The following is a 25234-nucleotide window of genomic DNA, read 5'->3' as shown; positions in this document are numbered from 1 at the left end:
TTTCTAAAACACTGAATTTCGAATTTTATTAATAATACTATTTATTTCTATAGTATTGGTATCAATCGCTTCATTTTTTAAACTATAAGGCTCGTATATTTTAGGATTAGTAACATTAAATAATCCTAAAGTAGTCGTATTTGTTGCCGCTGCCAAATGCATCATGCCACTATCTGCGCCAATAAAAACAATGGAGTTTTCAATTACTGAGGCTATTTCTCGAAGGTCTTTGCTATAATAGGAGGTGCACTCAAAATCGATTTGTGATACATTTTCCATAGGAAGGATTTCTAAAATATTAAAAGCACTAAATTCCATTTTTAGTTTCTTGTAGAAATCTGCCCACCATTCTTTAGAATAGCATTTGTCTCTTGTTGCAAATGTGAAAATACAAATGGTTTTTTTGTCATTTTTAAAAAAAATATCAATGATTTGCTTTCCTTTTTCTATTTCTTGGGTTGTTAAATTGATTGATAGTTTTGGATATTCATAGGTTTTTAAACTTACCGAAGGTCGCAAAACGGTATTAAAATTATAGACGGGATATTTTGCAATATGAATTGGTTTATTCAAGTTTTCGGAGCCTGAATCGTAAATTTTCAATGTCGCCCTTGACAGCTTAACAAAGATTTTACTTGAATTAGAGTCTTCACAAGCTGCAATCGCAATGTCATAATTATTTGATATAACTTTTATAGATTGCGTAATATATTTTAATAGGTTATTAAATGGTTTTTTTGGAAGATTAATTATTCTGTTAACATTTTTATACTCCGAAAATAAGATATTTGAAAGACCGCCATTAACCACTAAATCTATTTTACTGTTTGGATATTGGTTACAAATTTCTTGAATCAAAGGCGATATTAAAAGTTGATTTCCAAGTCTATGATTTGGTCTTGAAATTAAAACTTTCAATTCCGGTTTTTCATGCAGGTTTTCTGGTATTCTTTTTGAATTTTTAAAACTATTAGTTAGGAACTCAAATATTTTGGATTTTATTGGATTTAATTTTGAAATTTTGAACATTATAAGGTCTTTTTATTTCTATAAATCATATGCAACAATCGCACTGTTTATTACTCTAAATTCTGCAGTATCATCTAGTACATTATCGAATGCAGCATAGTCAATCCAAATGAACCCATTTTCTCCCCAATCTTCTCCCCAAGAATTTACAACTTTGAATGCATTATAAGTGTCGGAATAACCAGTAACTAGCATGGCATGACATCCGCCTTCTTGGCTAAAATCTACAGCATGATCTCTATACGCAGTTAAACCTAATTCATCAGTTTTTCCAAACTCTGAAGATAAAAATGCTGCTATTAATATTGGTGTTTGTTCAATAATTAAGGCCTTCATTTCTGAAACCATATTTTGACCGCTAAGATATTTATAGTCACTAATTTTATTAGCTTCAGCTTCTAAATCTTGTGTTTGTGTTGGTTGTAAATTACATGTATTATCAAAATAAGGAAATGATGCAATTGAAGTTGTTCCTTTTACTGTTAATATAGATAACGCACTAGTTAAGGCTGTACCTTCACAAATACCTTGAGTGACTTGATTATAGGTGTAAGCTGGACTCATAATTCTTGAATCATTATAAGATAAGCCAGATTCTATTCGTTCCTGAAATGATTTCAAATAATACGTTGTAGCCCAATGCACACAGGAACCTTGCTGACCTTGATCTCCAATTGGAGGTAAATATTGCGATAAATCATAGGTTTGAGGTAAGTTATCAGGAATTAATAAATCCTCTAAAACTCTATTTCCATCAAAATTGTAGTCACCAGAACCCGTGCAATCACTTAAACCTGTATAGTAAACAATCCCTTCAGGTGAAAGAAATTGATAGTCTTCTGTTTCTTGATTGTCCTCATCAACAATCAATTTATCATCTGCATCATAATTACATGAGATCAATAAAAACCCTAAAAATATTGTGGAAAGAAGTGTTTTTTTCATTTTGGTTTTGGCTATAATTATTTTTTTCAAGGATAAATAGATTCTAATTCTGTTTGAACCAAAGATAGCGAAAGCGTGAGGATTTTCCGATAGAAAATCTGCGGCAATACGTTTTAAGTTGTTAGCTCAAGACGTCTTTTATATATTTTAGATTGATTTATTGGAATAACACATATCTAGGCGGAACAAGTCCGTTTAGTCTCATATAAACAAGCATTTGACCTCTGTGGTGAGTCACGTGATCAGCTAGTAATAAGAAGATTTGTCGTTTAGTTCGAGTCAAGCCAAAATAGTCTAACTCGTCATCAAAATGAGTTGCATCGAATGTTTTGATTAGTTCAATGGCTTCGTCAAAAGTGTTATCAATGGTTGCAATCATGTCTTTCTTAGATTTACTGGCAACCTTATATATTGTATCCGTTTTCCATTCTCTTGATTCTCGACCACCTAATAATGACTGACTATGCCAATCTATTGCAAACCCAATGTGCATTAAATTTTCGGCAAAACTTAAGGACTCTGGAGAAGCTTTAAAGTTATATTTATCCTCTGGCATTGTTTCTGCGACAAGAATTAAATATTTGCGAGAATTTTCAAATCGCTCTAAATAATCCTCGATAAAACTGTCCTGCTGCGCAAATAGAGGTGAGGTGACAGCACTAAATAGGATAATGCTAGCTAAAATTTGTAACTGTTTCATAGAATTATAATTTTGCGATTTATAGTTGGTTGTTTTTAGATTTTAGTGCTCTTTGAATGTACCGAAATGCCATAAAATCCCACTAGGATCGTGAAGAAAAAACTCATCTCCCCAAATGTTTTGTACTATTTTTGATAATCTAACATTCTCATAAGTTTCAGTCAGTTTTAAACTTTGAATGTATTCTAAAGTACTTTCTAAATGGTCTACTTCGAAGAAAATCATAGAATTATCTATCCAATCCTTTACATAGGCATCCTGTAAATAAAATCCAAATTTACCAATTTGGAAGTAAGACATGTTTTCTGAAATAATTATTTCTTCAAATCCCAAATCTTTATAAAAATTTCTAGAAATAGTATAGTGTTTAGAACCAATAAAAGTCCGAATGGATTGTCCTGATAGTTTCATATTCCGAGTTTCTGTTAATTGACAAACAAGTTTGTTTAATTTTAGCAAGGTTGGTAGGAACTAAGTTAGCAAAAGAATAAGAATCAATACGAAAATCTATAAATTTATGATTTCAATTTATCAACTTCAATTCTAATAAATTCAGGTAAATAGCTAGGCGTACATCCTTTATGAACAATTTCATCCTTATAAAGACACGTATTTTCTCCTATAGAGATACATCTTGAACGATATTCTTCTTGCCATTTGCCTATTTGACCAGCCGTATAGTTCATAGCCCATTGTACTTCTGGCTGTTCGTGAAGAATCTTGTTTTCGATTGATTTTAAGAGTTCTTCAGTATTTGAATGGTTTGTATTGCCCATCCACCTTAATCTTGCTTGGTAATACCAGAATATTCTCCTTTGTAAAGCAGAAGGGCTATTTTCCCATGATTCAATAAGAGTTATTGATTTTTTATCTTTGGATAGTTGATTGGCCATTAACCAATCTATCAGTTGATTGCGTTCCTCAAAATCATGATTTTGGATATCTGTATCAAGTATGTCTATAGTTTCCTGATTAAGCAATTTTTTATCCATAATTAGAATAGCCAATTGTCTTGGTAAAAATTCTCCAGTAGACCATAATTCCATTGCTAATTCATGATCTTTTTTGAGGTCTTTAGCCATTCGCCTCAAGTCGCCTAATTTGGTTGTTTGCTTGTCTATTTGACTGTAAGTTTTATTAGCTCTAGAAGATAATTTCATGCTATTTAAAGTTGTTCACAACATACACGTTTATGTCATGTTGTTTTGGTTTTACAACTAAATTAGCAAAAGAAAATGAAACTCAGAGAATTCCTTATAATTTTCAATATAGAATTTCAATTTCTGTATCTAACATGTACTGCCTATTGACATACAAATATTTGTTTTTCCGAATTGTCATTAAATGGTTCTTCGTCAAATCCACCAAACTTGTTTATAATATGAAAGCCATTACTTTCTAGGTATGCATCTAATTCTTGAGGAAAAAATAGTCTCATATCTAAATTTTGAACCGAATCAAACTTTCCGTTTATATAGTAATGCCATTCTATGCGATTAACCTGAGTTTTGTTTTCATAACGCATCATTTGTTTGATCACTATTTCTCTACCATCGTTGGTGGTATATTCATCAATTTGTTTTATTTCTTTTTCACTTTCGACTATAAGTTGAATATTTGGATTAAAACAATCGAACAGAAATGAACCACCATCGTTAAGATGTTTTTTAATAACATGTAAGACTTTAAAGACATCGTCATTAGTATATAAATGATGAATGGAATTAAATGGAATACATATTAGATCATATTTTTCGGGTAAATTTAAAGTTCTAATATCGGCTTGAATAAATTCAATTTCTAAACCTTCTTCTGACGCTTTTAGTTTGGCCTGGTCAAGCATTGAAGGTGTGAAATCTACTCCGCAAATATTAACACCTTCCTTGGCAATAGGAATCGTAAGCCTTCCTGTGCCACAGCACAGTTCAAGGATACGAGCATTTTTGTTTTTGGGTAACCATCGTTTGTAAAATTCTAAATCATTAATATTGGAATTCATGCCATCATAAATGTTAGCATCATAAATTAAATCTCCAACTTTATAATCATGTTCTATTTTGTTCTTCAAAACCTATTGATTTTTATCATTAATTAGTTCCTACAATTTCGCTTCTTTTTTCTAAAAGAACTGTGTCGCGCCATACACCATACATTTTTCCAATTCTTTCTCGATAACCAACTTCTCTAAATCCTAGTTGTTTGTGAATTTTAATGCTACCTATATTTTCTGGAAAAATACCAGCTTGTAAGGTCCAAATTCCTTGTTTTTCACTTTCTGAAATTAGGGTTTTTAAGAGTGTAGTACCAATTTTTTGACCTGAAAATTTTGAAGCAACATATACACTTACTTCTGCAACACCTCCGTAAACACAACGTGATGACACTGGTGACAATGCTGCCCAACCCACTATTTTATTATTAATTTCGGCAATTATTCTGCATTGTTTTATATGACCAAAATCCCAATCTTTCCAATCAGGACAATTGGTTTCAAACGTTGCGTTTCCTGTATCTAAACCTTCTTGATAAATTTTGGAAACAGTGTCCCAGTCTGTTTGCATTAGGTCTCTAAATTCTAACATTTCGTTCATTTTACATCTGATGTTGTTGATAATAATCTAAAATGTGATCCGGAATTTCCATTTTCTGTGGTAGGCCTTTATCTGGTATAGGGTATTCTGCAATTTGCTTCAAAGGAATTATTCCAGCCCAAACATCTACATCGTAATCTTCAGGTTCGTCTGCTACACCAACATCTCTTATTTTAGCAGAAGCAGTTTCGATGGTCATTTCTACAACTAACGTTCTGTCTAATTCCAATTGATGCATTGCTCTAATGTTGTTCCATCGACCTTTCATCATATGTTCCATAAAACAGTAAAGAGCTGATTCTTTTTCTTTTGAGTCTTCTAAGTTTTTAATAGATCCAAATATAGTTGCAGAACGATAGTTTACAGAATGATGCAAACCAGAACGTGCTAAAACCAAGGCATCTAAATGCATCACTGTCATGCTTAATTCTTTGGCTTCTAATAAAGTAAGTAACATTCTATTGGCTTGTGAGCCATGCAAATATATTTTGTTGTCTTTTCTTCCATAAGCCATAGGCAATGAGATCGCTTTTCCTTGATATATATAACTAACAAAGCCAATAAATCCTGCATCTAAGATAGAATTGATTTTTTCAACATCGTATGAGGCTCTAATTTGACCACGCTTTATTCTGTTTAATTTTGATTTTGAGTACGCTTTCATGATTATAACAGTTTCGAAAACACTATATTTTCATAGTTTTTTCCATTGACTAGAAAATTTATGTCACCTACATTTATAAATTCATTTCTTTCATAAAATCTAATGGCTCTTTTATTTTTAACATACACAGAAAGCCACATGGTATCAAGTTGTAATTCTTTGGACTTATCTTCAAGATAATTTAGAAATTGTTGACCAATTTTTAAGGGAATAAATTCATTTAAGATATAGATTTTATCTAACAGACAATTGTTGAGTGATGCTACATTTTCGTTTTTTTCGTTTAAAATTAGTTTCGCATAACCAATAGGCAAATCGTCTACATAAAGGATATAAAATAAGTTCTTCGGATTATTGAGATCCTGTTTTGTCTTCGACACTGAAAAAGCGTCGTTAATGTAATGAGATAAATCATTCTTGTCGGAAATAAAATGACCATGAGATTCCACATATGTTATTCGCCCTAAAAGAGCCAAAACTTCTGAATCTGATTCTTTTCCTTTTTTTATTTTAACCATTGCTATTCTTTTTTATTCTCAATCTTCTGATATGATAACCATGGAGTAGCACAGCAATCGAACATCCTACAATTACAGGAGTAGCACTAATTAAGGTGCCGTAAAAAATGTAACATACATTAGCAATTAGTGAAATTAGTCTTAGTTTATATTCGCCTTTGGTAGACATTGAATATAAGTTGATGACCAATGCTCCGTAACCTATACTATCAATTAAAAATGGACTCATATTTATCGTTTTTCTGGAGGAATATTTTTAAATCTATCCGTATTTACTTTAGCTTTTTCTAAATCTTTTGGTTTAAATAGTTGTTTAGTAGATGCAGAATATTTTTCAATTTCTTTTTGGGGTCTAATCGGACGGTCAACAAAGTTCCCTGAACAACTTGGACATACGTTTTCAAAGATATTTAGGGCGCATTCTTTACAATATGTGCATTCAAAAGAACAGATCATTGCCTCGGTAGACGTGTTTGGCAAGTCTTTGTTACAGTGTTCACAATTAGGTCTTATTTCTAACATATTTTAGCTATTTTATGTATTTTGGTTACTACTCTTTTAATTTTACCCATATATAATCGTCAATAATTTTTCCATTTTTAATAACAGCATTTTTCCGAATACTTTCTAAATAATACCCGTTTTTCTCTAAAACTTTCATTGAAGATTTATTAAAATCAAAAACTCCAGCTACTAGTCTAATGACATCAAAATGTTTAAATGTATATGCTGTCATTTTTTTTACAGCTTGAGTGGCCAACCCTTTTCCCCAATATGTTTTAGAAATAAAATATCCAATTTCAGCATTTAGTCGAAATACATCTTTCTTTAAGGTTATTCCTATTTCGCCTGCAATTTCATCATTCCAATAAATAAGAAATCGTTCTTCTGGGTGTTTTCCAATTTCTTGATTTATAAATTTAAGAGCATCTTTTTCGGTATAAGGATTTGGTGTTTTATCATATCCATTGTTGAGTATTTCAGGAACATTTTTCATTGTCGCAAATTCTTTTGCAAACTCAATATTGTGTGGCTTGAACTCCATCATCCTTAAATAGGTGTATTTAACTTATTAATGAAACTTAATTAGAAGCCCTTAAAATTTCAGAGTTGTAATTCTAAATATTTCAATTATTCTACATTTCTATATCAAAAATACTATATTTATGGACTATTATAATAATCCAGAATAGAAATACAAAGTAGTCCAGATGTTTCCATTTAAAACGAGTATTCAATTTGATAGACAATGTAATCAGTCGTTATATTTACAATTGGCCAATCAGATAATTCAATTGATTAAGAATCAAACTTTAGCTCCAAATACCAAACTGCCTGGTAGCAGAACTTTGGCAGAAGAGTTAAATGTTCATAGGAAAACAATTGTAGCTTGTTATGAAGAGTTGTTGCTACAAGGATGGATAGAAAGTATTCCCAAAAAAGGAACTTTTGTACCTAGTAGTTTGCCTGTGTTACAACAACAAAAACTATCTAATTCTGCAACAGATGGCTTAAGAGAACGTGCTGGTTTTTCATTTTATAAGAATTCTGTATTATCTGAAAAACCTGCTAAAAAAGACGATGATTTTATGTATTTGAATGATGGTACTTCAGATGGAAGATTAACGCCTACAGATGAAATAGCAAGAACCTACAGACGAATTTCAGCAAAGAAAATGATTACAAAGCATTTGTCTTACGGCTCAACCTATGGAAATGAAACACTACGTGAAGTATTAGTTGATTATTTAAATACGACTAGAGGTTTACATATCACAAAAGATAATGTCTTGATTACACGAGGAAGTCAAATGGGAATTTGGTTGTCCTCTCAACTATTACTTCAAGAGGAGGATATTATAGTAGTTGGAAACACTAATTATGATTCAGCCGATTCAACTTTTCTATACCAAAAATCAAGAATTGAACGCGTATTAGTAGATGAAGATGGCATTGTAACCGATGATATTGAAAAACTTTGTAAACTAAAACAAATTAAGGCAGTTTATGTGACAACACATCATCATCATCCTACTACGGTTACACTTTCTGCAAAAAGAAGAATCCACCTTTTAAACCTTGCTAAACAGTATAATTTTGCAATAATTGAAGATGATTATGATTACGATTTTAACTATAATCATGCACCAATATTGCCATTGGCAAGTCATGATTTAAACGGGAATGTTATTTATATTGGTTCAGTTTGTAAATCTGTTGCTCCCGTTTACAGAATAGGTTATTTAATTGCTTCAAGGGAGTTTTTAGACGAAGCTGCTAAATTAAGAGGCTTTGTAGATAGGCAAGGGGATGCCTTATTAGAATTAACATTTGCTGATTTTATTAAATCTGGAGATTTAGACAGGCATATTCGAAAAGTGATGAAAATTTACAAGCAACGACGTGATTTGTTTTGTGCACTATTAAAAAATGAATTCGATGGTGTTTTTCAGTTCGAAATTCCGAAAGGCGGCATGGCTGTATGGACGAAGTTAAACTCTAATTATTCTTGGGCAACGGTTTCTGAAGTTGCAAGAACATATAAATTAGAAATAGGTGACTGGCAACGTTACGATAATGCAAATTTAGGACACAATCATATTAGAATTGGTTTTGCATCATATAACGAAGACGAAATTTATGAATTGATACATAGGTTAAAACAAACCATTGCTGACATTAAAAACTTATAAATAGCTTTTTTATATGATAATAATCTTAACTGTCTATAAACGAACTTTAAGTCGATTAGTATCGTACACGTTGTTTTATTGCACTTTACAACGAACGTTATTCTCCTAAGTTGTTCTCCCTTATTTTTTTTCTTAGACCGACTCGACTACTTCCGTCGGAATACCAGTTTTCCATTTCTGTAAATTGTGTGTATCCATGTCTGTCGTAGAATCTTAAGGTAGGAGGTCCTGAGGTCCAGAGCCAGATGTTTTGCACACCTATGGTACTAATCTTATCTTCTAATTCTGTTAGAAGGACAGAGCCTAAGCCTTGGTCACGAAATTTCTTCTCAACAAATAAATCAGTAAGATAGAACCAACCTGAATATTTTTCTCCATTCTTATGAGCCAAACCTGATGAGCAACCTATTAGAGTGCTACCTATTAATGCTACAAAGCTTATTCTCTCCGTGCTTTCTAGTGCTATGCCTTCTTCAAGTGAAAGGTTATCAAACCCAGAGTTCACAAGTTCAATTTCTTCAGAGGTCAATTCCCTATTTACAATATTGATATTGTTCATGTCTTTCAATTGATAATTTGACTTTTAAAATTGAACACAACTTGTTAGATTATATTTATGGACGTTGTTATTCAAAGCTTTAATTTCTAATTACTTAATATTCAGGATATTTTCTTTTGGTGCTTCAACAAGCTTTTCTGTCAATTTAATATTGTCTTGATTTTGCTGACAACAGAAAAATAAGCTAGGAATTGCGACAAGAAATAATACCCCATTTCTCCATGTTTTTCTCATTATTTGCTATTTAAATGACTGCCAAAGTATTTGAGAATGGCTTAGATACGTTGGCTAGGTCTAAAATAGTAAAAGAAAACGAACCTTTATGGAAATCTGTAGAATTATCGGAGTAATAATCTGACTAGTAATTCACTAAACACGTTGTTGGTGTTATTTTATGTAACAAATTCAATTCTGTGAAGTCTTCATATAAACTAATCTCATGAAAAAAATAGTATGCTCGGCAATTCTTATTCTTTTATGTAATACAATTCATACTCAAGAAAAACAAAGTATTTCTGTAATTAAACAAGAAGCAGATGATAATTATAGGTCCCAAAACTATAAATCGGCAACAGAGAAATATTTAAAAATTATTGAATTAGCTGATTTCAAAAGCCAAAAACTAAATGCTACATATAATGCAGCATGCTGTTTGGCTGTACAAAACAAAATAGATAGTTCATATATATATTTAGAAAAAGCAATAGAATACGGCTTTAACTACAAATCTCATCTATTAAACGATAACGATTTAAAGAATCTGCATGATCATCCTAAATGGGAAAAATTAATAGCTAAGATACCTGAATCAAAATCCTTAAATAGTAATCCTGAATTAGCAAATATTATTACGAAAGATATCCATCATTTTTGGGAAGCATATGATTTTGTGAATAAAGATTCCACAAACATTCGTGATGTGTACAAAAGCAAATATTTTGACAAAGCTAGTGAAGGCATGGAGGATTATATGGGTGCAAAAGTAAGTTCCATAGATTATTTTATAAAACACATCCAGTCTCATCCAAAACTGTATAAATCAATTAGGAACAACACTTTAAAAGTTGATGATTACAAAAAAGACATTAGACAAAGTTTTAAGAACTTCAAAGAATTATATTCTGAAGCAAAATTCCCTGATGTTTACTTTGTAATTGGAGCATTTACAAGTGGTGGAACGGTTTCTCCTTCGGGTTTACTTATTGGGACAAATCAAATGAGTGATGGAGAAAATGTAAATACAGATGAACTCGATTTTGGGGATAAATTGTTGCTAAATAAATCTAAATACCTTCCGCATGTCGTTGCACACGAATTAATTCATTTTCAGCAAGATGGATTGAAAAATGACACTATTACTCTTGGGTATGTTATTAAGGAAGGTATGGCCGATTTTATTGGTGAATTGATTAGTGGAGATACGGCAAATAAAAAAATCTTTGATTGGGCACAAGGAAAGGAACATAAAATTTGGAATGACTTTAAAAAAGACATGTATTATGATCGATATAGTAATTGGATAGCCAATTATAATACAGCTTCAGAAGATAGTTATCCAGATTTAGGATATTGGATTGGTTATGAAATTTGCAAATCTTATTACGAAAATGCAAAAGACAAAACACAAGCCATTATAGATATGTTGACTATTCAAGATTATCGAAAATTTTTAATAGATAGTAAATGGGAAGGTAAACTTGCAAAAATGAAGTAAACTTCTGCCTATTTTCATCAGAGTTGTCTTTTTTTATGACTTAATTCAAGTCAATTCTTAATTTTGGACCTTTTTGATGAAACCCATTGTTTTGATAAAACTTTAGAGTTCTTGGCCATTCATCGGAATTAGGAGCTCCAACTTCAATTTTGGACCAATTCATTTCTTCTGAAAACTTAAAAACTGATTGTAATAGTAATTTTCCGATGCCAGTAGATCTAGAATTTCTATCCACATATAATTCTGTAATGACTCCAAAATCTCCTCCATTGTATATCGCAAATGCTTCTGAAATAGTTATTAATCCGACAGGAGAATCCTTAACATCATAAGCTATGAATGCTCCAAAATTAGGTCGAGTAATTAATGTTTGAGTTACAGTTTCTAATTTATCTCTATCTACGATAAAATCACTACCACTTCGGTTATTAAAGTCAATTAATAATTTCGCAATTAAATCGACTATAATTTTCAATTCATTCTGAGTTGCTTTTTTTATTTCGATTTCTTGCATTTTGTTATTGAATTACTGTTCTTATTTTTCAATTTCCCAATATATTTCGCTGGCAACATTTCCATAATTTGGAAACGCACTAGCATCATTAATATCCTTTTTAGGATCTATATCGCCACAAATTTGAAGAAAATGACCTGTATCTCCAGAATCTAATATGACTTGCGAATTTATTTTAATAGCTGCGTTATTATTTAAGACTTTTTCATTATTTACAATTATAGTTTCTAATCTCCCTTTAATTTTCCATTTGCTAGTTAAACCTGTACTTCGAACTGAATTAGGATTAGATGTTGAAACACCATGTGATTTAGGGATGTTGTGATAACATTCTAACTGTCCGCATTTATCAAGGTATCCACCATTACCATCATTGTACATATTTACAAGATAAATCCAATCGAAAGAAATAACAGCTGAACCAATGGCCTTCTCTTGAGCAGATAAAATTTTCCATTGTCCTGAATTGCCAGAATGATTTCGATTCTGACTTACGACAACATTATATAAATTACTTTCGCATTGAGCGTCTTCATAAACATTTAAATAACCAGCTTGCGCATCATTTTCTAAGCTCCTGATATAAATAATATCTCCATATGTAATGATCTTTTTGGATTCCTTTTTATTGATTTCATAAATGGAATCAATTTTTTTATGGGCTTCCGCAACAAATCTGCCATTTGGATACTTGGTAATATATTTAACAACATTAAGACTATCGTTTAATTTGCTATAAGATGCCCAGAGGAGATCTTCGATAATAGAATCGGCTTCTTTTATATATTTTCCATTAGGAAATTTTTCTTTATAAGTTTCAAATAAACTAATATCATTTTGATAAGAAATATCATTCCAAAAAATGACTGCTTTATCTCTTTTATTATTACTCATCCAGTTGAGACCGAAAGCACCTAAAGCAACGAAAATAACTACAGGAATATAGTATTTTTTTAGTTTCGATGTATATAATCTATTTTTTGAATTGGGCTTATTTAGATTGTTTGGAATAATATTAACATTACCTTGAGGCTTGTTTTTAACACCAATAATCGAATTAATATCTTGAATTAGTTTTTTAAAATCAGGATGTTGATGGTCTCTATTCCAGTTAATTAAATTAGCAGCTTGAATGTTCTTGAAAGCAAAAGGAATGTCAACATCTTCAATTTTTACAGGAATTAACACCTTTTTTTCTCGGCCTTCATTGGCCTCTAATTTTACCCAGTCACTTGTAATCGAATTTGAAGACCATAATACTAATACACTTTTAGATGCTTTTAATGCCTCTTCAATTACTTCAGCGTATGTCTTTCCCGCAGGAATTGATGTGTCCCACCAAACAGAAAAGCCTTCGCTTTTTAAATCTTCAGCAAAGTCTTTTGCAAAATCTTTATCTCTGCTAGAGTAACTAATAAAAATATCGTACATGATTAAAGTTTTAAAGCAGTAGGTGTTGAAAAATTAGTTCTGGGTCTAACGTGAATGTGATACTATAATTTTAAGGTTAGTCTAATTCTAATTTAGACAATGTTTCTTAGTTTTGAGTCAAGCATTGTTACGAATTTAAACATTCAATTATTTAACGTATTGTAAACGTGTTTGTGTTTGATTAGTACAGACCAAGTAATTGATTAAAATCTCTGTTGTCGATTGTATGTTAGTCTTCCAATAGTTTAATTGTAATTTTTTCACCTTGTTCTACCATTGGTTTCATATTTTCAATTTCGTCGTAATTTTTTTTAGCACTTGGAATTTGAACAGTTGCTAAGTGATAAACACCAAACATATTAGTATCAATTTTAATATCATTCTCCTTTGCATCTAATAAAATCCAATAAGGTACAAAAGCCCAATCCATATTTTTTATGGTTCCGATGGTTTCCGCACTTTCTGTATCACCTGATAAAAAGATTTTTTTATGGTGCCAAGTAATTAAATAGGAATAGTGTTTGGATGACCATTTATGATCAGTTTTAAAGGCTTGAATGCTAAAATTTGGAATTGATTCTCCGAGATTTCTCAATTCGTCAATATTCCAAGAGCCGTATTTTTTTCCGCCTTTTTCTTTAATGACTTTTTTAATATTCTTATCTGAGTAATGATCAGAATGTTTGTGAGTAAAAATGAATATTGAGTTCTCCTTAATGCTATCTAATTCTGTTTCTTCAAAGTCCATATAGCCGTGTGCTCCCGACTTATATGGAAAATCTGTGTAAATACTCGTTTTTCCATCGGTTAAATACAATCCGCAATTTCCCAAAAATTCAATTTTAATTTCTTTTGATTGAGAAAACCCAAGAGTAGTAATTAGGCATAAAATGAGAGTTAAAATTTGGCCTCTAAATGTTCTTTTCATAGTAATGGTGTTATATTCTGGGCAATATGTTTCTATTGGTTTTTTTAGGTTTTTATTTGCAGGAAAAGAATAAAAAATAATAGAAGTAATCATGCAATTATTGGATGTTTTTTCAAACCGATTGTTGGCACTAGTCTTATTTCTTTTCTTCTCTTAAAATTTTCTCCATTTTGCGACCTCTAGCTAATTCATCAATGAGTTTTTCCATACGTCTACATTGTTTATACAATTCAAATTCATCCTCTATTTCTTCAATCCGATAACCACAAACAACGCCTTTGATCAAATGAGCGTTTGAATGTATTTTAGCGTTTTGAAAAAAGGTTCTAAACGTTACTTTCTCTTCAATAAGTCTTTGTAAATCATCTTGGTCAAAACCAGTAAACCATTCTATTACTTGGTTGAGTTCTTCTTTTGTTTTACCATTCTTCTCCAACCTATTCAAGTAAAGAGGATAAATGGTTGCAAATATCATATTAGCGACTTTTTCATTTTTTTCTGCAGTAACTTTCATCTTTGTTTTAAATTAATTATACATGTTGTTAGTGTGCGTTTTTTTAGTCTAGTTAATAAAATTCTAAAAAATTTATTCATTATGCTTCGTTCAAATGCATCTTAAGGTAGACGTGTATGGCTAGTTACATTGGATAGGTCTAAGTTAGCAAAAGAAAACGAACCTGAGGAACATGCGTTTGGATTTTCGGAATTCACACAGACCAAGAACGTAGTTAAACACCTTGTTGTGCTTTCGTTATTTCTTGATTTCAATGTCTAAAAGCTCTATTATTTCCTTATTTAAATTGATACACTTTTCTTGTCGACCAAGGAGTATTGTTTGATTGACAATTTGATTTTCTACAAAATTTTCGAATTCAGATGATTTGAGCATTTCATTGTTATCTATATCAAATCCAGATGCTGGGAAATCTATTGCTCTAATTTGTTGATCTGTAGACATTTTGTCTGCATTTAACCAACTTCCGTTTTTTATAATATACAGCACAAGATGTCTATTATATTCAAGAGCTATTTGTTCCCTATCGTGTAAGGTTTCTAGAGTAGGAAACCAAGAGGAAAGTCTGTTGCGTAGAGTTTCGTTACTAATTATACCAAGTTTTCCAGAGTTGACTAATTCCAATAGAAAACCGTTTTGTGGGAAATAAACAGGAGTAAACGTTATTTGGTCTATTAAGCTATCGATACTAAAATTGTTCGATATTTTGTTTCCAGTTTGAGAAATAATTTTTAACCCAGCCTTTTTGTTATTTTTAAGATTTTGAATGTTCCGTTCCAATTCTGAAAGGTTATAATCAAAATCCAATTTTAGATTTTGAAGAATTTTTTGTTCCTGTTTATGCTGTTTTAGAGTATCATTATAATTATTCAGCTGTAAAGCGATTAAGATGCCAAGGACGACCAATACAATCTCACCAATAGCATATTTCAAGTACTTTCCAGTTTTATTTTTTCCCATAAGGTCGTAGCGTATTTTTCTAAAGAATTTAATCATTTGGTTAGGGTTGGTATTGCAATGTTAGTTTCCTTGACTAGGAACTAAGATAGCAAAAAGGAAACTTCGTAAAGAAAATTCGGTAGAATTTCTGTGGTAATACTTTAACAATTGTTAATGTACGTTGTTGTTGTGTGCAGATTTATTTATCTTTTGCAATTCTAAATCCAAATCCATCATTTCTAGTATGTCGAGGTGATTGATATCTTACTTCGGGCATATGTATTCCAAACTCTAAAGGTTTTCCATCTTCATCTTGGGAATTGTAAAACCAACTTACGCCTTTTGAAATTTTGCCTTCACCATCAGGTGGTCCTTGTGGATTTATTTTACTAACTAAACTATCTTTTTCTGGGTTGTACCAATCAAAAACCCATTCACTTACATTTCCAGTCATGTCATGAATTCCGAGTTCATTAGGTTTTAAAAGTCCAACGCTATGAAACGTGCTATCAGAATTTTCTCCAACCCATCCAATTTCTAGTGGATTATCGCTTCCACTATACTGAAATCCTTTACTTTTCTGTCCTCCTTTTGCTGCATATTCCCATTCACTCTCTGTCGGCAATCTTCCACCAGCCCAAAGCGCAAATTCGTTAGCCTCATTCCAAGTGGCTAGCATAGGTTTATCATTTTCCCATTTATAGAACACTTTATTTCCGTGTGCATTTACAATAGGAGGTTCGGGCATTTTTCTTCCAGTACTCATGCAAAATTCTTTAAATTGCTCCACTGTAATTTCATATTTGCTAATGTAGAAGTCACTAATTTCTACAAATCGATGAGGACTCGTAAAACCTCTTACAGTATCTCTTTTCGGACTAATTAGGATTTGATTTTTGCCTTGCTCAAATGTTCCGCCTTTTACAAAAACCCAATCGATTTCTGTTTTTTTCTGATTTTGGTTACAAGAATTAAAAACTAAAAGACCTAGTAAAACTAAAATGCTGTTTTTTACCATTTGACTTTATATCTATTGTTAGTAATTGTTTTTCTGAAAAAATGTAACGATTTGATTATTTCAAAACTATGAAACAGTTTTTTTAATGTGAATTCTTAATTGTGAAAAAAATGTAAAAAAAAGTGTATAAACCTAACTTGACAATTCTAAAGCTACTAATTACCGAAAAAGGTGAAGAGCATGGATAGTTGTGTTGGCATGAACTAAGTTAATAAAAGAAACCGAAACAGAGGAAAATCGGTATGGTTTTCGGAGTACTCACAGCATCAGGAATTGACTATACACGTTGTTAGTTTTTGATTTTTTTCCAATCAAATGGTAACCACAATTTAACTATTATTAATCTATTTTATCATCTGGCCAATCACCTTCAGCTTTTAAGAATGTGATAGCATTATCACGCATTGCATTAATGTCAGCTGTTATTCTAACCTCCATAGCTTTAAATTCTGGTGTTTCTGAAATAAGATCAGTTGTCATACTATTTAAGATTTTGTCATAAGAGCTGGCTTTAGATTTTCTATTAAAATAGTATTCTTCCATAATTTCTGAAGCTAATTTTCCATCACCAGATAGACAAGCACAATACCCATAGTCATAAAGAACATCTAGTTTTTCCTTTTTCAAATCACCATTAAATTCAAATTCAGAATAAATTTTATTACAGAAAATTTCTGCCAACCGATTTGCTTGTTCTAGGTTACCAGAATGTTTTAAAGTTGCAGCTGCTCTTAATAACCTATATCTATTTTCTTGTATAGAGGACAGCGTATCTGACAGATAAATTGGGTGGTATGATTTAATAAAATTAACAGCGTCTTCCAATTCACCTGCATAATAAAAATTTTTTAATTTAAAACGAACCCATCTGTTATTATCTTGAATTAAGTCTAGTTTTTCAAGAAATTCACGTCTAGTTTTTACAAAATTGTCCAAATCATTTTGATGGAAATAGTTGTCAAATTTCACGTCAACATAGGCTCCGTTCTCTGGATAAAGTGATGTCATTTTTTCTAATAACGCATCAACAAAATCATATAAATGCAAGTCTATTGCCACATGCGCCAATTCAAGCATAATTTCTAAATTCTCAGGAAATTGTCTATGGGCAGCATAACCACTTATAAAAGCGTCATCTAATTTGCCATTTGGACTGTCACGTAAAATGCTTATTAAAGTACTATGGGCTTCAACAAAATCTGGGTTAATGGTGACATTTTTCTCTGCTAATTCCTGTGATTTAGCATAGTTTTCGTGAACAGAATAATCAAAACTTAAAACTGATATCGTTAAAGGTGATAAAGGATCTATTTTATATGCTTTATGTACTAGTTCTGTTTTTAGTTTGGCATTATCTTTTAAAGAATACCCATATAATAATATAATTTCTGGATTATTAGGGTCTATAGTGTATGCCTTATAACTTGCTGATTCAGCTTCTTTATCCCTTTTTTGATAAAAATAAGATACCGCTAAGGCTGCATTCGCCAAACTGCTTGTGCTATCCAGGAGAATAGCTTTCTCAGCATTACTGATTATGGCACCAGCTGCTTCACGCATGCGAATACTTCCATATCTACCTAACCAATGATATGTTATTGCTAAACGACTATAGGCTAAAGAAAACTCTGGATCAAGAGCAATTGCTTCGTTAAAATACTCAATTGCTTTTTCAATATCTTTAGGCTGAAAATTTCTACATAATTGAATGCCTCTTAGGTAGGCTTCGTAAGCTTCGGTATTTGTAGTAGGCAATTCTTTATCTTTAACAGCGATATTGATACCTAGCAATTTTACTTTTAACTCTTTTAGAACTTCGTTAGAAATTTCATCCTGTATTTTAAATAAATTTTCAGCCGAATAGGTTCGGTCATAGGTTTCTGTCCAGATATGAAAGCCATCTTCTACATTTATTAACTGTGCAGTAACCCGAATGGTGTTTCCAGATTTACGAACAGAACCTTCTAAAATATGATTGACACCGAGTTCGGCTCCTATTTTTTTTAGGTCATCGTTTACGCCCTTATATTTAAAAGAAGATGTACGACCAGCGACTTTCATTTCTTCAACTTTAGCAAGCACATTTAGAAGCTCTTCAGCTAATCCATCAGAAAAATACTCTTGATCGTTTTGTGGAGACATATCTGCAAAGGGTAAAACGGCAATTGAAGCCATACCATCATCAATATTGTCTGTAGTGCTATTAAATACTTTATACCCAGTAAAATGGGCTAAAGTAAACATGGATAAAAGCGCTAAAAGCAATATTCCAACATATCGCAATATTTTATTTGGTTTTCTTACAGTGTCTTTAAATTTGCCTTGAATTTTTGATTTTTCTGGAACAGTAAGTCCTTTATTTTGTAATGCAAATATTTCTATTGCTTCTGCTACATTTTTAAATTCAAATGTACCTAAAGATGTTAATTTGAACTCATCTTTGTTTTTTATCTGGTTTCGTATGGCGTTTGATAACAACACAGATCCTGGGATGCCCATACTTTCGATTCTAGAAGCAATATTAACGCCATCTCCAAAAACATTATCATTTGTAAAGACAACTTCTCCCAAGTGCATACCTATCCTAATAGGAATGCTTTGTTTTTGAAAATCCTCTTGCAATGCTATAGAACATTGAACTCCCGAAGTTGCACTATCGAATGAAAGTAAACAAGCGTCTCCAAAATATTGAACAATTCGACCTTCATAATTTGGTACTTTATTCTCTAGGATTAGTTTGAATTTTTGAAGATATCCCATTGCTTTTTCTTCGTTACTGTGCATGATATCGGTATAGCCAGCTATGTCAGCAAAAAGAATGGTATTTAATTTTCTGGTTTCTTTCATTATATCTCCCCAAGGTACTACTTTTTTCTCACTATATGCCTCTATTAAAATGTATGCAAGCGTGTTTGTGTTTGACTAGTTGCATTGGCTAGCACTAAGCTATTAAATAGGAACTAACCAGAGGAAAGTCGGAAGGGTTTACCGAATACAAACAGAATCAGAAATTAGTTTGAGACGATGTTGTATTAGTTTTTTTGTTAACCCTTATAATTAAACTAATGAAGATGTATTATAAATAACTGGCATTTGTCCTTTCCATGTCTTCCACAAATCATTATCATTTATTAAGCTAGCCATGAAATGACCAACGTTTATACGACTTGTTTTACCAGCATTAAAAATTGCGCTTCTAATGGGAGATGGATAAGTTTCATAGTTTGTAACCTCTTCTTCATCTATTAAGTTGTCAGGTCTTACTGCTACCCACTCAATAAATTTATTATTTTGCCTGATTTGGGTTCTTAAAAAATCTGCAGCTTTTTCATTGTCCACATGTGGTGGTAATAACAATCTAAGTAGTGCAATAACGCATTTTTGAGCAAAAGAAATTGGTTCGTTTAAATCTCGATTTTGATTTCCAGAAGTGTTCATTAAAACATATTTTACTGGATGATTTGGACTATTAGTTTTTATTGCAGAACAAAGACGTTGAGTAGCATCGGTAACAAGTTTTCTTGGCTGGCCATAAACTCCCTTCCAAGTCAAATTGTGTCCAAGACATGATGCAACAGAATCACAACCTGAAACATGTTTACACATTTCTTCTTCACTTAACTCTAATATACTTGCTGTTATAATTTGTACTTTGTCATTATCTTTCCAAGATTCTGATAAATTTTGTGAAGAACGAACAATTACCTTAACGTCATTTCCTTGAATTAGAAGCTGATTAACTAATTGATTTCCTGTTGATCCACTTGCACCTACTACTAAAACTTTCATATCATGTTTATTTTTTTCTCTTAATTATTTTTACAATACGATTAATAAAAATCTCTGATAAATTCCATTCGTACCCATTAAAATCTGTTGTATTAATAAATTGGACTACGACTGCGTCAATATCCTTGTGATATTCTGCAAGACTTTGATAGCCAACGACCAAACCGCCATGGTTGTACTCGTATGGATAGATTTCCTGTTCTCCTTCGTCAAATACCGAACCATCGTTTAATGCTCGCAAGAATATACCCACATCTTCTGCTGTTGCTAACATTCCATAGTCATTAGCTTTAAAATCTTCTTCATGTCCAACATAATATCCACTCATTACATCGTCTAAATCGACTTCGGTTATCGAAAAAAAGGTGTTTTTCAAATTTAAGGGTATCAATATTTTCTCTTCGATATATTCATTGTGATTATATCCTAAGACATCATCCATAATCCTTCGTAGCAATAAATAATTTGTATTTGAATATTCATATCCATTATTAGGTTTAAAACTAGCTGGTAAATCGAGGGCAAAATCAAGAGCATCTTTGCTGTTCTCTAGTTCATTTTCCCAATAGGCAGGATTATCTGTGAAATTTGGAATTCCAGACCGATGTTGAACCATCATCTTTAGGGTAATTTCTTTTGCATTTTCTATTCTTCCTTCAAGTTCAGGAAAGTAATCGGCAAGTCTTTCATCTAAGGACAAACGCTTTTCTTTTGCCAATTTAGTAAGCGCTACAGCTGTATATAACTTGCTAATACTGGCAATTTTGAATAGTGATTTTGGGTCAGCTGGGATTTTGTTTTTTCTATCTTTCCAACCACCACCATAAAATGCTGGTAGCTTGTCTGCCTCATCTACATAAACTATCATTCCATCGAACCCATAACCAATGGCATCGTCAACCTGTTCTTGAACTGTGTTTGGCAAAGGCATTATCCAAGCTTTTACTAAAATCCATGGTACAAAAAACATTGAAATTAGAGTTCCTGAAAGTAATACTATTCTAAATATATTTTTTTTCATAACGAAATTTGCCTTTTAGTAGAATGATTTAGATATTTATATTTCTTGCAAACCTCCAATTTTATTTATTGACCAAAAATTTATTAATTCTGAATTGTTTAATATTAAGGATGAGCTGTTATAAAAATATATAAGCAAATTCAAATTGGCAACAACGTGTGCTTGCGTGATTGGTTACTTTGGCTAGGTTAAAGTTAGTACAATGCAACGAACCAGAGAGAAAACGGTATGGTTTTCCGAGTACACTAAGAACTAGCAACTGATTGTTTTCTTTGTTGTGACAGGTTTAAAATTCAGGACAGAAATTAGTAGGAAAATAGAAGCCTTCATCAATTCCAATTTTATCATTATCTAATTTGAAACAACTTAAAAAGCCTCCAATTCTAGCATTAGTTTGCCAAGTATTAAATAATCCATATGAAGAACCAATACCTTCATAAAAATATTGACCGTTGCTTAATTTGTATTTGGTTAAGTAATTAGAACCTATTTCGATAGAATCTATTTCCGTTACTGTTATGTTGTTTATATTCCATTTATAATTTAACACATCTCCAAGATTAATATCAAAATCTGCATAGACCTCTTCTGTATTTTGACCTGCGGAAATATAAATAACCAAATCAGAATTCTCTCTCATTGCAGCAACATAATTTATGCCAGTAAAAGTCGAGTCAAATTGTTGAATACCTCCAGAAATAGGCTGGTAATATATAGAATCCAATTGTTTATTATACATTTTTTTGAATTGCAAACCATTAATAAGAGTGTCTCCTTCAAAATAGTATATTAATTTTCTTCTAATCTCTTTTAATATTCCATTGTCTTCGTCTAATTCTTCTAAACTTCCATTTATATACCATTTATTAGATTCAGAAACCATACTAATTGATTTATTCAATTTCATTTGATTATTAGATTCCGAATCATCATTGCTGGAGCAACTTATAAGTATGCATACTAGAAGTAAAACTATATTTCCTCTCATGATATTTTAGTTTAAATACTTTTCACAAATGTGTTACAAGGTTTACGTGTATGGCTATTGCTTGAGTACTAAGATAGCAAAAAGAAACAGCGTAAAGGTAATTAGGCAGAATTTATGTGGAAGCGTTTAAACATAGCAATTCAATTAGTTCTGCACGTTGTTGGCCTTTGTTTTTTATTAGTCGGTACTCTAATTTTGTTGTAATTAAGATCTATTTCGGTTTGAATCCTGATAAACCTAAAAAAGTAAACATTATAGTTGATGTCAAAATAGAACCAAAAAAAACAAACATAGATTCAATCATAGGATCTAGGCTGTTTTTGATATAAACAATTCCGAAGAAGAAAAATGCGGATAGAACAGATCCAGTAATTAAACTATACACAATATATTTTTGTTTCTCTTTATCTATTAACCGTAGAATTAGTGACAATATAATTAATGAACCTACCAATACATAAAATGGAATAGCAGCTATAGGCAGGGAAATTAATTCCTTTAGGACCTGTTTATTATTAACCTGATTTATTGCATTTAGGGCCACAAATGCTGTAGAAATTACAAGCGATAAGCTAAGCAACGTATAAATAAGTACTTGAATCCTAAATAGTATTTTTTCGTTTGTTGTTGGTACGTCAAATGAAATAATTTTTCCTAACCCAAGAATATCCTGTTCCCAATTGCGATCGGAAATTGTAATGGCATTAAAATTTAAAATTGGAGCTAATTTTGACGGTAATTCATCCTTTCGTGGAAGTACAGTTCCATCAATTAAAACAGGAAATACTCGAATTCCGAGTTCTATAGCAGTTATAATTTCCTGTACAACCCAATCATCCGAATCATCAATTCGCCTTTTCCCTTCATCATTACTTGCAGACAACCACTTTGGACCAATTAGTACTATTACTGCATCGGCTGAACTCATTTGTTCTTCAATATCTTTTGCATAATCTGCGCCACCTTTAATATCTTTTATATCTCTAAAAATCCTGTTCCCTCCGAAATAGGATTCAAGCGAATCAGATAATCTTCCAGCATATCCCTGAGTATCAGATCGTCTATAGCTAATAAAAATCTTGCCTACTTTCTTTTTTTTCCAAATCATAGTTTTATGATTAACATTGGTTGATAGCTATCAGTTAATTGAAGACCAACGTGTTTGTGTGTATTTTAGTTGAGTTGGCTAGGTCTAAATTAGTAAAAGAAAACGAACTAGAGGAAAATCTACAGGGTTTTCAGAGTAAACACGAACCAGCAATAGGCATTATTCTACTATGATAACCTCTCCATCTTCCGGAATATGTGTTTTTTCATCAAGTCCGTTTTTGCTTAGTTCGGTTCTTAATTCTTTTCTAGTTGTTGGGCAATGATTGACAGCCTCTAAATGATTAGCAATAACGGTTCCAGGTGAATTTTTGACAAAGTTGATGATGTCTTCCATGGTCATTAATAAAGGTTTAAAAATGTCTAGTTGAGCCGTTCCGCATGCTACTACACTAACTTCTGGTTTATATTGTTTTAGTATTTTGTCAACATCATTGGTATAAATTGTATCAGCACTTAAATAAATCGATTTTTCATTTGGAAGATGGATATAGAAACCCATTACATTTCCCATGGGTTTTGCCACAAAGCCATAACCGTGTTTTGCAGGAATACCTTCAATTATTCCATCAAGAAATTGAGTTTGTTTCCAATAATTTACTGTTTTAAGGACGGTTAATCCTCGTTTTCTTAACGTTTTTTCATCTTTAAAACTGCATATAATTGGTGTGTTATTTGCTTTTAAAAATTCTTCTGCGGTTTTGTCTAAATGGTCAGGATGAAGATGGGTAATTAAACAATGTGTTGTTTTGTTTACAATATCCATTGCGTTTTTTGGCAAATCGAGTATTGGATTTCTTTTTGGTTTAAACCTAAATAATGTAAATGATGGTCCAGCAGTTCCTTTTTTTCCCAACATTGGGTCAACTAAAATGAATTTACCTTTAGTTTCAATAACCATTGTGGCATTACGTAAATGATGTATTTTCATATTTATTTGTAAAAAACAAAATTAAAATATCAAATTATGTTATTCATTGATTTGAATCAAGAAATTCGTTTACGTATTCTGCTTAAGGTTTCTGGAGATATGTTTAAATAAGATGCGATATGATATTGTGGAATTTTTTCGAGCCAATTAGGTTTGTAAATAAAGAGTTCGCTGTAGAGTTCCTCTGCGTTTTTAGTAATACGATTATATTCAAAGCGTTCTTTGTGTTTTAACAATTTTTGGAATGATAAATCTATTAATGATTTTCCGCATTCATATGTTTTCAGTAATTCTTGAAAAGCTTTTTTATCAATGGTTAGAAGTTCACTATTGGTTAAAGTTTCTTGGTTTTTTTTAGTTTTTGAATTTGAGTTAAAAGAAAATAAATCGGTTATGAATTGAGGTTTTGTATAAAAATTAATATTGGTTTCTTTGTTTGAAGTTGCATAATATTCTCTAATGACACCATTGTTTAAAAAACGAAGTTGTTTTTCTTTGCTCTCCGCTTTTAAAACTTGTGTTCCTTTTTTAATACGTTCCGTTTTAAACAAAGAAAGTAATTCTCTTATGCCATCTTTATTTAATGGATATTCAGTTTCAAAAAAGGTCGAAATTTCAGCTAATTCGGGTTTCATTTTTAA

At 31.5% G+C, this 25234-nt stretch carries 28 protein-coding genes; 2 read left to right on the top strand and 26 right to left on the bottom strand.

The window, feature by feature from the left end; genetic code table 11:
• Positions 1-3: 3 nt before the first annotated feature.
• The 12 genes from VOI25_RS14510 to VOI25_RS14455 all read right to left on the bottom strand — a co-directional run bounded on the left by VOI25_RS14510 (position 4) and on the right by VOI25_RS14455 (position 7495).
• Positions 4-1029, bottom strand: coding sequence for a glycosyltransferase family 9 protein (locus VOI25_RS14510; protein WP_323789811.1), 1026 nt, complete (start codon positions 1027-1029; stop codon positions 4-6).
• Between the two features lie 18 nt (positions 1030-1047).
• Complete coding sequence (locus tag VOI25_RS14505; RefSeq protein ID WP_323789810.1) at positions 1048-1974, bottom strand: C1 family peptidase; 927 nt, start codon at positions 1972-1974, stop codon at positions 1048-1050.
• 157 nt (positions 1975-2131) lie between these two features.
• A complete protein-coding gene (locus VOI25_RS14500) occupies positions 2132-2674 on the bottom strand; it encodes a DinB family protein (protein ID WP_323789809.1) in 543 nt (180 codons plus the stop codon).
• A 42-nt stretch (positions 2675-2716) separates the two neighbouring features.
• Positions 2717-3085 carry a glyoxalase gene (locus VOI25_RS14495; RefSeq protein ID WP_323789808.1) on the bottom strand — a complete coding sequence of 123 codons (369 nt, stop codon included), beginning with the start codon at positions 3083-3085 and terminating at the stop codon, positions 2717-2719.
• Between the two features lie 104 nt (positions 3086-3189).
• On the bottom strand, positions 3190-3834 hold the full coding sequence (locus VOI25_RS14490; RefSeq protein WP_323789807.1) for a DNA alkylation repair protein: 645 nt from the start codon (positions 3832-3834) through the stop codon (positions 3190-3192).
• 143 nt (positions 3835-3977) lie between these two features.
• A complete protein-coding gene (locus VOI25_RS14485) occupies positions 3978-4742 on the bottom strand; it encodes a class I SAM-dependent methyltransferase (RefSeq protein WP_323789806.1) in 765 nt (254 codons plus the stop codon).
• A gap of 19 nt (positions 4743-4761) precedes the next feature.
• Entirely contained in the window at positions 4762-5256 is a 495-nt protein-coding gene (locus VOI25_RS14480; RefSeq protein WP_323789805.1) for a GNAT family N-acetyltransferase, read from the bottom strand.
• A 10-nt stretch (positions 5257-5266) separates the two neighbouring features.
• Positions 5267-5929 carry a pyridoxamine 5'-phosphate oxidase family protein gene (locus VOI25_RS14475; protein ID WP_323789804.1) on the bottom strand — a complete coding sequence of 221 codons (663 nt, stop codon included), beginning with the start codon at positions 5927-5929 and terminating at the stop codon, positions 5267-5269.
• A gap of 2 nt (positions 5930-5931) precedes the next feature.
• A complete protein-coding gene (locus tag VOI25_RS14470) occupies positions 5932-6447 on the bottom strand; it encodes a GNAT family N-acetyltransferase (RefSeq protein ID WP_323789803.1) in 516 nt (171 codons plus the stop codon).
• Positions 6440-6676 carry a hypothetical protein gene (locus VOI25_RS14465; RefSeq protein WP_323789802.1) on the bottom strand — a complete coding sequence of 79 codons (237 nt, stop codon included), beginning with the start codon at positions 6674-6676 and terminating at the stop codon, positions 6440-6442. Before VOI25_RS14465 ends, VOI25_RS14470 begins: the two co-directional genes overlap by 8 nt.
• Positions 6677-6678: 2 nt before the next feature.
• Positions 6679-6969, bottom strand: a complete 291-nt coding sequence (locus VOI25_RS14460; protein ID WP_323789801.1) for a DUF1272 domain-containing protein — start codon at positions 6967-6969, stop codon at positions 6679-6681.
• A 28-nt stretch (positions 6970-6997) separates the two neighbouring features.
• Positions 6998-7495 carry a GNAT family protein gene (locus VOI25_RS14455; RefSeq protein ID WP_323789800.1) on the bottom strand — a complete coding sequence of 166 codons (498 nt, stop codon included), beginning with the start codon at positions 7493-7495 and terminating at the stop codon, positions 6998-7000.
• 163 nt (positions 7496-7658) lie between these two features.
• Here VOI25_RS14455 and VOI25_RS14450 point away from each other — a divergent pair, with 163 nt between their 5' ends.
• On the top strand, positions 7659-9140 hold the full coding sequence (locus tag VOI25_RS14450; RefSeq protein ID WP_323789799.1) for a PLP-dependent aminotransferase family protein: 1482 nt from the start codon (positions 7659-7661) through the stop codon (positions 9138-9140).
• A 97-nt stretch (positions 9141-9237) separates the two neighbouring features.
• Here VOI25_RS14450 and VOI25_RS14445 read toward each other — a convergent pair whose 3' ends face one another.
• The gene (locus tag VOI25_RS14445) at positions 9238-9699 is read right to left on the bottom strand and encodes a GNAT family N-acetyltransferase (RefSeq protein ID WP_323789798.1); all 462 of its coding nucleotides are present in this window, start codon (positions 9697-9699) and stop codon (positions 9238-9240) included.
• A gap of 439 nt (positions 9700-10138) precedes the next feature.
• On the opposite strand from VOI25_RS14445, the gene VOI25_RS14440 reads away from it, so the two are divergent.
• Positions 10139-11413, top strand: coding sequence for a TPR end-of-group domain-containing protein (locus VOI25_RS14440; RefSeq protein ID WP_323789797.1), 1275 nt, complete (start codon positions 10139-10141; stop codon positions 11411-11413).
• 40 nt (positions 11414-11453) lie between these two features.
• Here the strand turns inward: VOI25_RS14440 and VOI25_RS14435 are convergent, their stop codons facing one another.
• The 13 genes from VOI25_RS14435 to VOI25_RS14375 form a co-directional block, all read right to left on the bottom strand.
• Positions 11454-11927, bottom strand: coding sequence for a GNAT family N-acetyltransferase (locus tag VOI25_RS14435; protein WP_323789796.1), 474 nt, complete (start codon positions 11925-11927; stop codon positions 11454-11456).
• Between the two features lie 21 nt (positions 11928-11948).
• Complete coding sequence (locus tag VOI25_RS14430) at positions 11949-13358, bottom strand: toll/interleukin-1 receptor domain-containing protein (RefSeq protein WP_323789795.1); 1410 nt, start codon at positions 13356-13358, stop codon at positions 11949-11951.
• Positions 13359-13587: 229 nt separating this feature from the next.
• Positions 13588-14286 carry a hypothetical protein gene (locus VOI25_RS14425; RefSeq protein WP_323789794.1) on the bottom strand — a complete coding sequence of 233 codons (699 nt, stop codon included), beginning with the start codon at positions 14284-14286 and terminating at the stop codon, positions 13588-13590.
• 136 nt (positions 14287-14422) lie between these two features.
• Positions 14423-14800 (bottom strand): DUF2200 domain-containing protein, encoded by a 378-nt coding sequence (locus VOI25_RS14420; protein ID WP_323789793.1) that lies wholly within the window; start codon positions 14798-14800, stop codon positions 14423-14425.
• A 237-nt stretch (positions 14801-15037) separates the two neighbouring features.
• On the bottom strand, positions 15038-15796 hold the full coding sequence (locus VOI25_RS14415; RefSeq protein ID WP_323789792.1) for a DUF6090 family protein: 759 nt from the start codon (positions 15794-15796) through the stop codon (positions 15038-15040).
• 142 nt (positions 15797-15938) lie between these two features.
• On the bottom strand, positions 15939-16757 hold the full coding sequence (locus VOI25_RS14410; RefSeq protein WP_323789791.1) for a formylglycine-generating enzyme family protein: 819 nt from the start codon (positions 16755-16757) through the stop codon (positions 15939-15941).
• A gap of 339 nt (positions 16758-17096) precedes the next feature.
• A complete protein-coding gene (locus VOI25_RS14405) occupies positions 17097-19604 on the bottom strand; it encodes an adenylate/guanylate cyclase domain-containing protein (RefSeq protein WP_323789789.1) in 2508 nt (835 codons plus the stop codon).
• Positions 19605-19814: 210 nt separating this feature from the next.
• Complete coding sequence (locus VOI25_RS14400) at positions 19815-20546, bottom strand: NAD(P)-dependent oxidoreductase (RefSeq protein WP_323789788.1); 732 nt, start codon at positions 20544-20546, stop codon at positions 19815-19817.
• A 7-nt stretch (positions 20547-20553) separates the two neighbouring features.
• Positions 20554-21567: a serine hydrolase domain-containing protein gene (locus VOI25_RS14395; RefSeq protein ID WP_323789787.1), complete on the bottom strand. Its 1014-nt coding sequence runs from the start codon at positions 21565-21567 to the stop codon at positions 20554-20556.
• A 286-nt stretch (positions 21568-21853) separates the two neighbouring features.
• The gene (locus VOI25_RS14390; protein WP_323789786.1) at positions 21854-22555 is read right to left on the bottom strand and encodes a hypothetical protein; all 702 of its coding nucleotides are present in this window, start codon (positions 22553-22555) and stop codon (positions 21854-21856) included.
• A gap of 211 nt (positions 22556-22766) precedes the next feature.
• Positions 22767-23663 carry a TIR domain-containing protein gene (locus tag VOI25_RS14385; RefSeq protein WP_323789785.1) on the bottom strand — a complete coding sequence of 299 codons (897 nt, stop codon included), beginning with the start codon at positions 23661-23663 and terminating at the stop codon, positions 22767-22769.
• 159 nt (positions 23664-23822) lie between these two features.
• Positions 23823-24593, bottom strand: coding sequence for an MBL fold metallo-hydrolase (locus VOI25_RS14380; protein WP_323789784.1), 771 nt, complete (start codon positions 24591-24593; stop codon positions 23823-23825).
• Between the two features lie 56 nt (positions 24594-24649).
• A complete protein-coding gene (locus VOI25_RS14375) occupies positions 24650-25228 on the bottom strand; it encodes a Crp/Fnr family transcriptional regulator (protein WP_323789783.1) in 579 nt (192 codons plus the stop codon).
• Positions 25229-25234 lie beyond the last annotated feature (6 nt).

Origin of the sequence: Psychroserpens sp., assembly GCF_034670085.1 — a bacterium.
Lineage (GTDB): Bacteria > Bacteroidota > Bacteroidia > Flavobacteriales > Flavobacteriaceae > Psychroserpens.
The sequence above is the reverse complement of the archived record's forward strand: the minus strand, read 5'-3'. Positions and strand labels throughout refer to the sequence as shown.

What these genes read in the sequence shown, in the direction of transcription:
- VOI25_RS14510 (WP_323789811.1), bottom strand. Translation starts at nt 1,029, where the DNA reads ATGTTCAAAATTTCAAAATTAAATCCAATAAAATCCAAAATATTTGAG.
- VOI25_RS14505 (WP_323789810.1), bottom strand. Translation starts at nt 1,974, where the DNA reads ATGAAAAAAACACTTCTTTCCACAATATTTTTAGGGTTTTTATTGATC.
- VOI25_RS14500 (WP_323789809.1), bottom strand. Translation starts at nt 2,674, where the DNA reads ATGAAACAGTTACAAATTTTAGCTAGCATTATCCTATTTAGTGCTGTC.
- VOI25_RS14495 (WP_323789808.1), bottom strand. Translation starts at nt 3,085, where the DNA reads ATGAAACTATCAGGACAATCCATTCGGACTTTTATTGGTTCTAAACAC.
- VOI25_RS14490 (WP_323789807.1), bottom strand. Translation starts at nt 3,834, where the DNA reads ATGAAATTATCTTCTAGAGCTAATAAAACTTACAGTCAAATAGACAAG.
- VOI25_RS14480 (WP_323789805.1), bottom strand. Translation starts at nt 5,256, where the DNA reads ATGTTAGAATTTAGAGACCTAATGCAAACAGACTGGGACACTGTTTCC.
- VOI25_RS14475 (WP_323789804.1), bottom strand. Translation starts at nt 5,929, where the DNA reads ATGAAAGCGTACTCAAAATCAAAATTAAACAGAATAAAGCGTGGTCAA.
- VOI25_RS14470 (WP_323789803.1), bottom strand. Translation starts at nt 6,447, where the DNA reads ATGGTTAAAATAAAAAAAGGAAAAGAATCAGATTCAGAAGTTTTGGCT.
- VOI25_RS14465 (WP_323789802.1), bottom strand. Translation starts at nt 6,676, where the DNA reads ATGAGTCCATTTTTAATTGATAGTATAGGTTACGGAGCATTGGTCATC.
- VOI25_RS14460 (WP_323789801.1), bottom strand. Translation starts at nt 6,969, where the DNA reads ATGTTAGAAATAAGACCTAATTGTGAACACTGTAACAAAGACTTGCCA.
- VOI25_RS14455 (WP_323789800.1), bottom strand. Translation starts at nt 7,495, where the DNA reads ATGATGGAGTTCAAGCCACACAATATTGAGTTTGCAAAAGAATTTGCG.
- VOI25_RS14450 (WP_323789799.1), top strand. Translation starts at nt 7,659, where the DNA reads ATGTTTCCATTTAAAACGAGTATTCAATTTGATAGACAATGTAATCAG.
- VOI25_RS14445 (WP_323789798.1), bottom strand. Translation starts at nt 9,699, where the DNA reads ATGAACAATATCAATATTGTAAATAGGGAATTGACCTCTGAAGAAATT.
- VOI25_RS14440 (WP_323789797.1), top strand. Translation starts at nt 10,139, where the DNA reads ATGAAAAAAATAGTATGCTCGGCAATTCTTATTCTTTTATGTAATACA.
- VOI25_RS14435 (WP_323789796.1), bottom strand. Translation starts at nt 11,927, where the DNA reads ATGCAAGAAATCGAAATAAAAAAAGCAACTCAGAATGAATTGAAAATT.
- VOI25_RS14430 (WP_323789795.1), bottom strand. Translation starts at nt 13,358, where the DNA reads ATGTACGATATTTTTATTAGTTACTCTAGCAGAGATAAAGATTTTGCA.
- VOI25_RS14425 (WP_323789794.1), bottom strand. Translation starts at nt 14,286, where the DNA reads ATGAAAAGAACATTTAGAGGCCAAATTTTAACTCTCATTTTATGCCTA.
- VOI25_RS14420 (WP_323789793.1), bottom strand. Translation starts at nt 14,800, where the DNA reads ATGAAAGTTACTGCAGAAAAAAATGAAAAAGTCGCTAATATGATATTT.
- VOI25_RS14415 (WP_323789792.1), bottom strand. Translation starts at nt 15,796, where the DNA reads ATGATTAAATTCTTTAGAAAAATACGCTACGACCTTATGGGAAAAAAT.
- VOI25_RS14410 (WP_323789791.1), bottom strand. Translation starts at nt 16,757, where the DNA reads ATGGTAAAAAACAGCATTTTAGTTTTACTAGGTCTTTTAGTTTTTAAT.
- VOI25_RS14405 (WP_323789789.1), bottom strand. Translation starts at nt 19,604, where the DNA reads ATGAAAGAAACCAGAAAATTAAATACCATTCTTTTTGCTGACATAGCT.
- VOI25_RS14400 (WP_323789788.1), bottom strand. Translation starts at nt 20,546, where the DNA reads ATGAAAGTTTTAGTAGTAGGTGCAAGTGGATCAACAGGAAATCAATTA.
- VOI25_RS14395 (WP_323789787.1), bottom strand. Translation starts at nt 21,567, where the DNA reads ATGAAAAAAAATATATTTAGAATAGTATTACTTTCAGGAACTCTAATT.
- VOI25_RS14390 (WP_323789786.1), bottom strand. Translation starts at nt 22,555, where the DNA reads ATGAGAGGAAATATAGTTTTACTTCTAGTATGCATACTTATAAGTTGC.
- VOI25_RS14385 (WP_323789785.1), bottom strand. Translation starts at nt 23,663, where the DNA reads ATGATTTGGAAAAAAAAGAAAGTAGGCAAGATTTTTATTAGCTATAGA.
- VOI25_RS14380 (WP_323789784.1), bottom strand. Translation starts at nt 24,593, where the DNA reads ATGAAAATACATCATTTACGTAATGCCACAATGGTTATTGAAACTAAA.
- VOI25_RS14375 (WP_323789783.1), bottom strand. Translation starts at nt 25,228, where the DNA reads ATGAAACCCGAATTAGCTGAAATTTCGACCTTTTTTGAAACTGAATAT.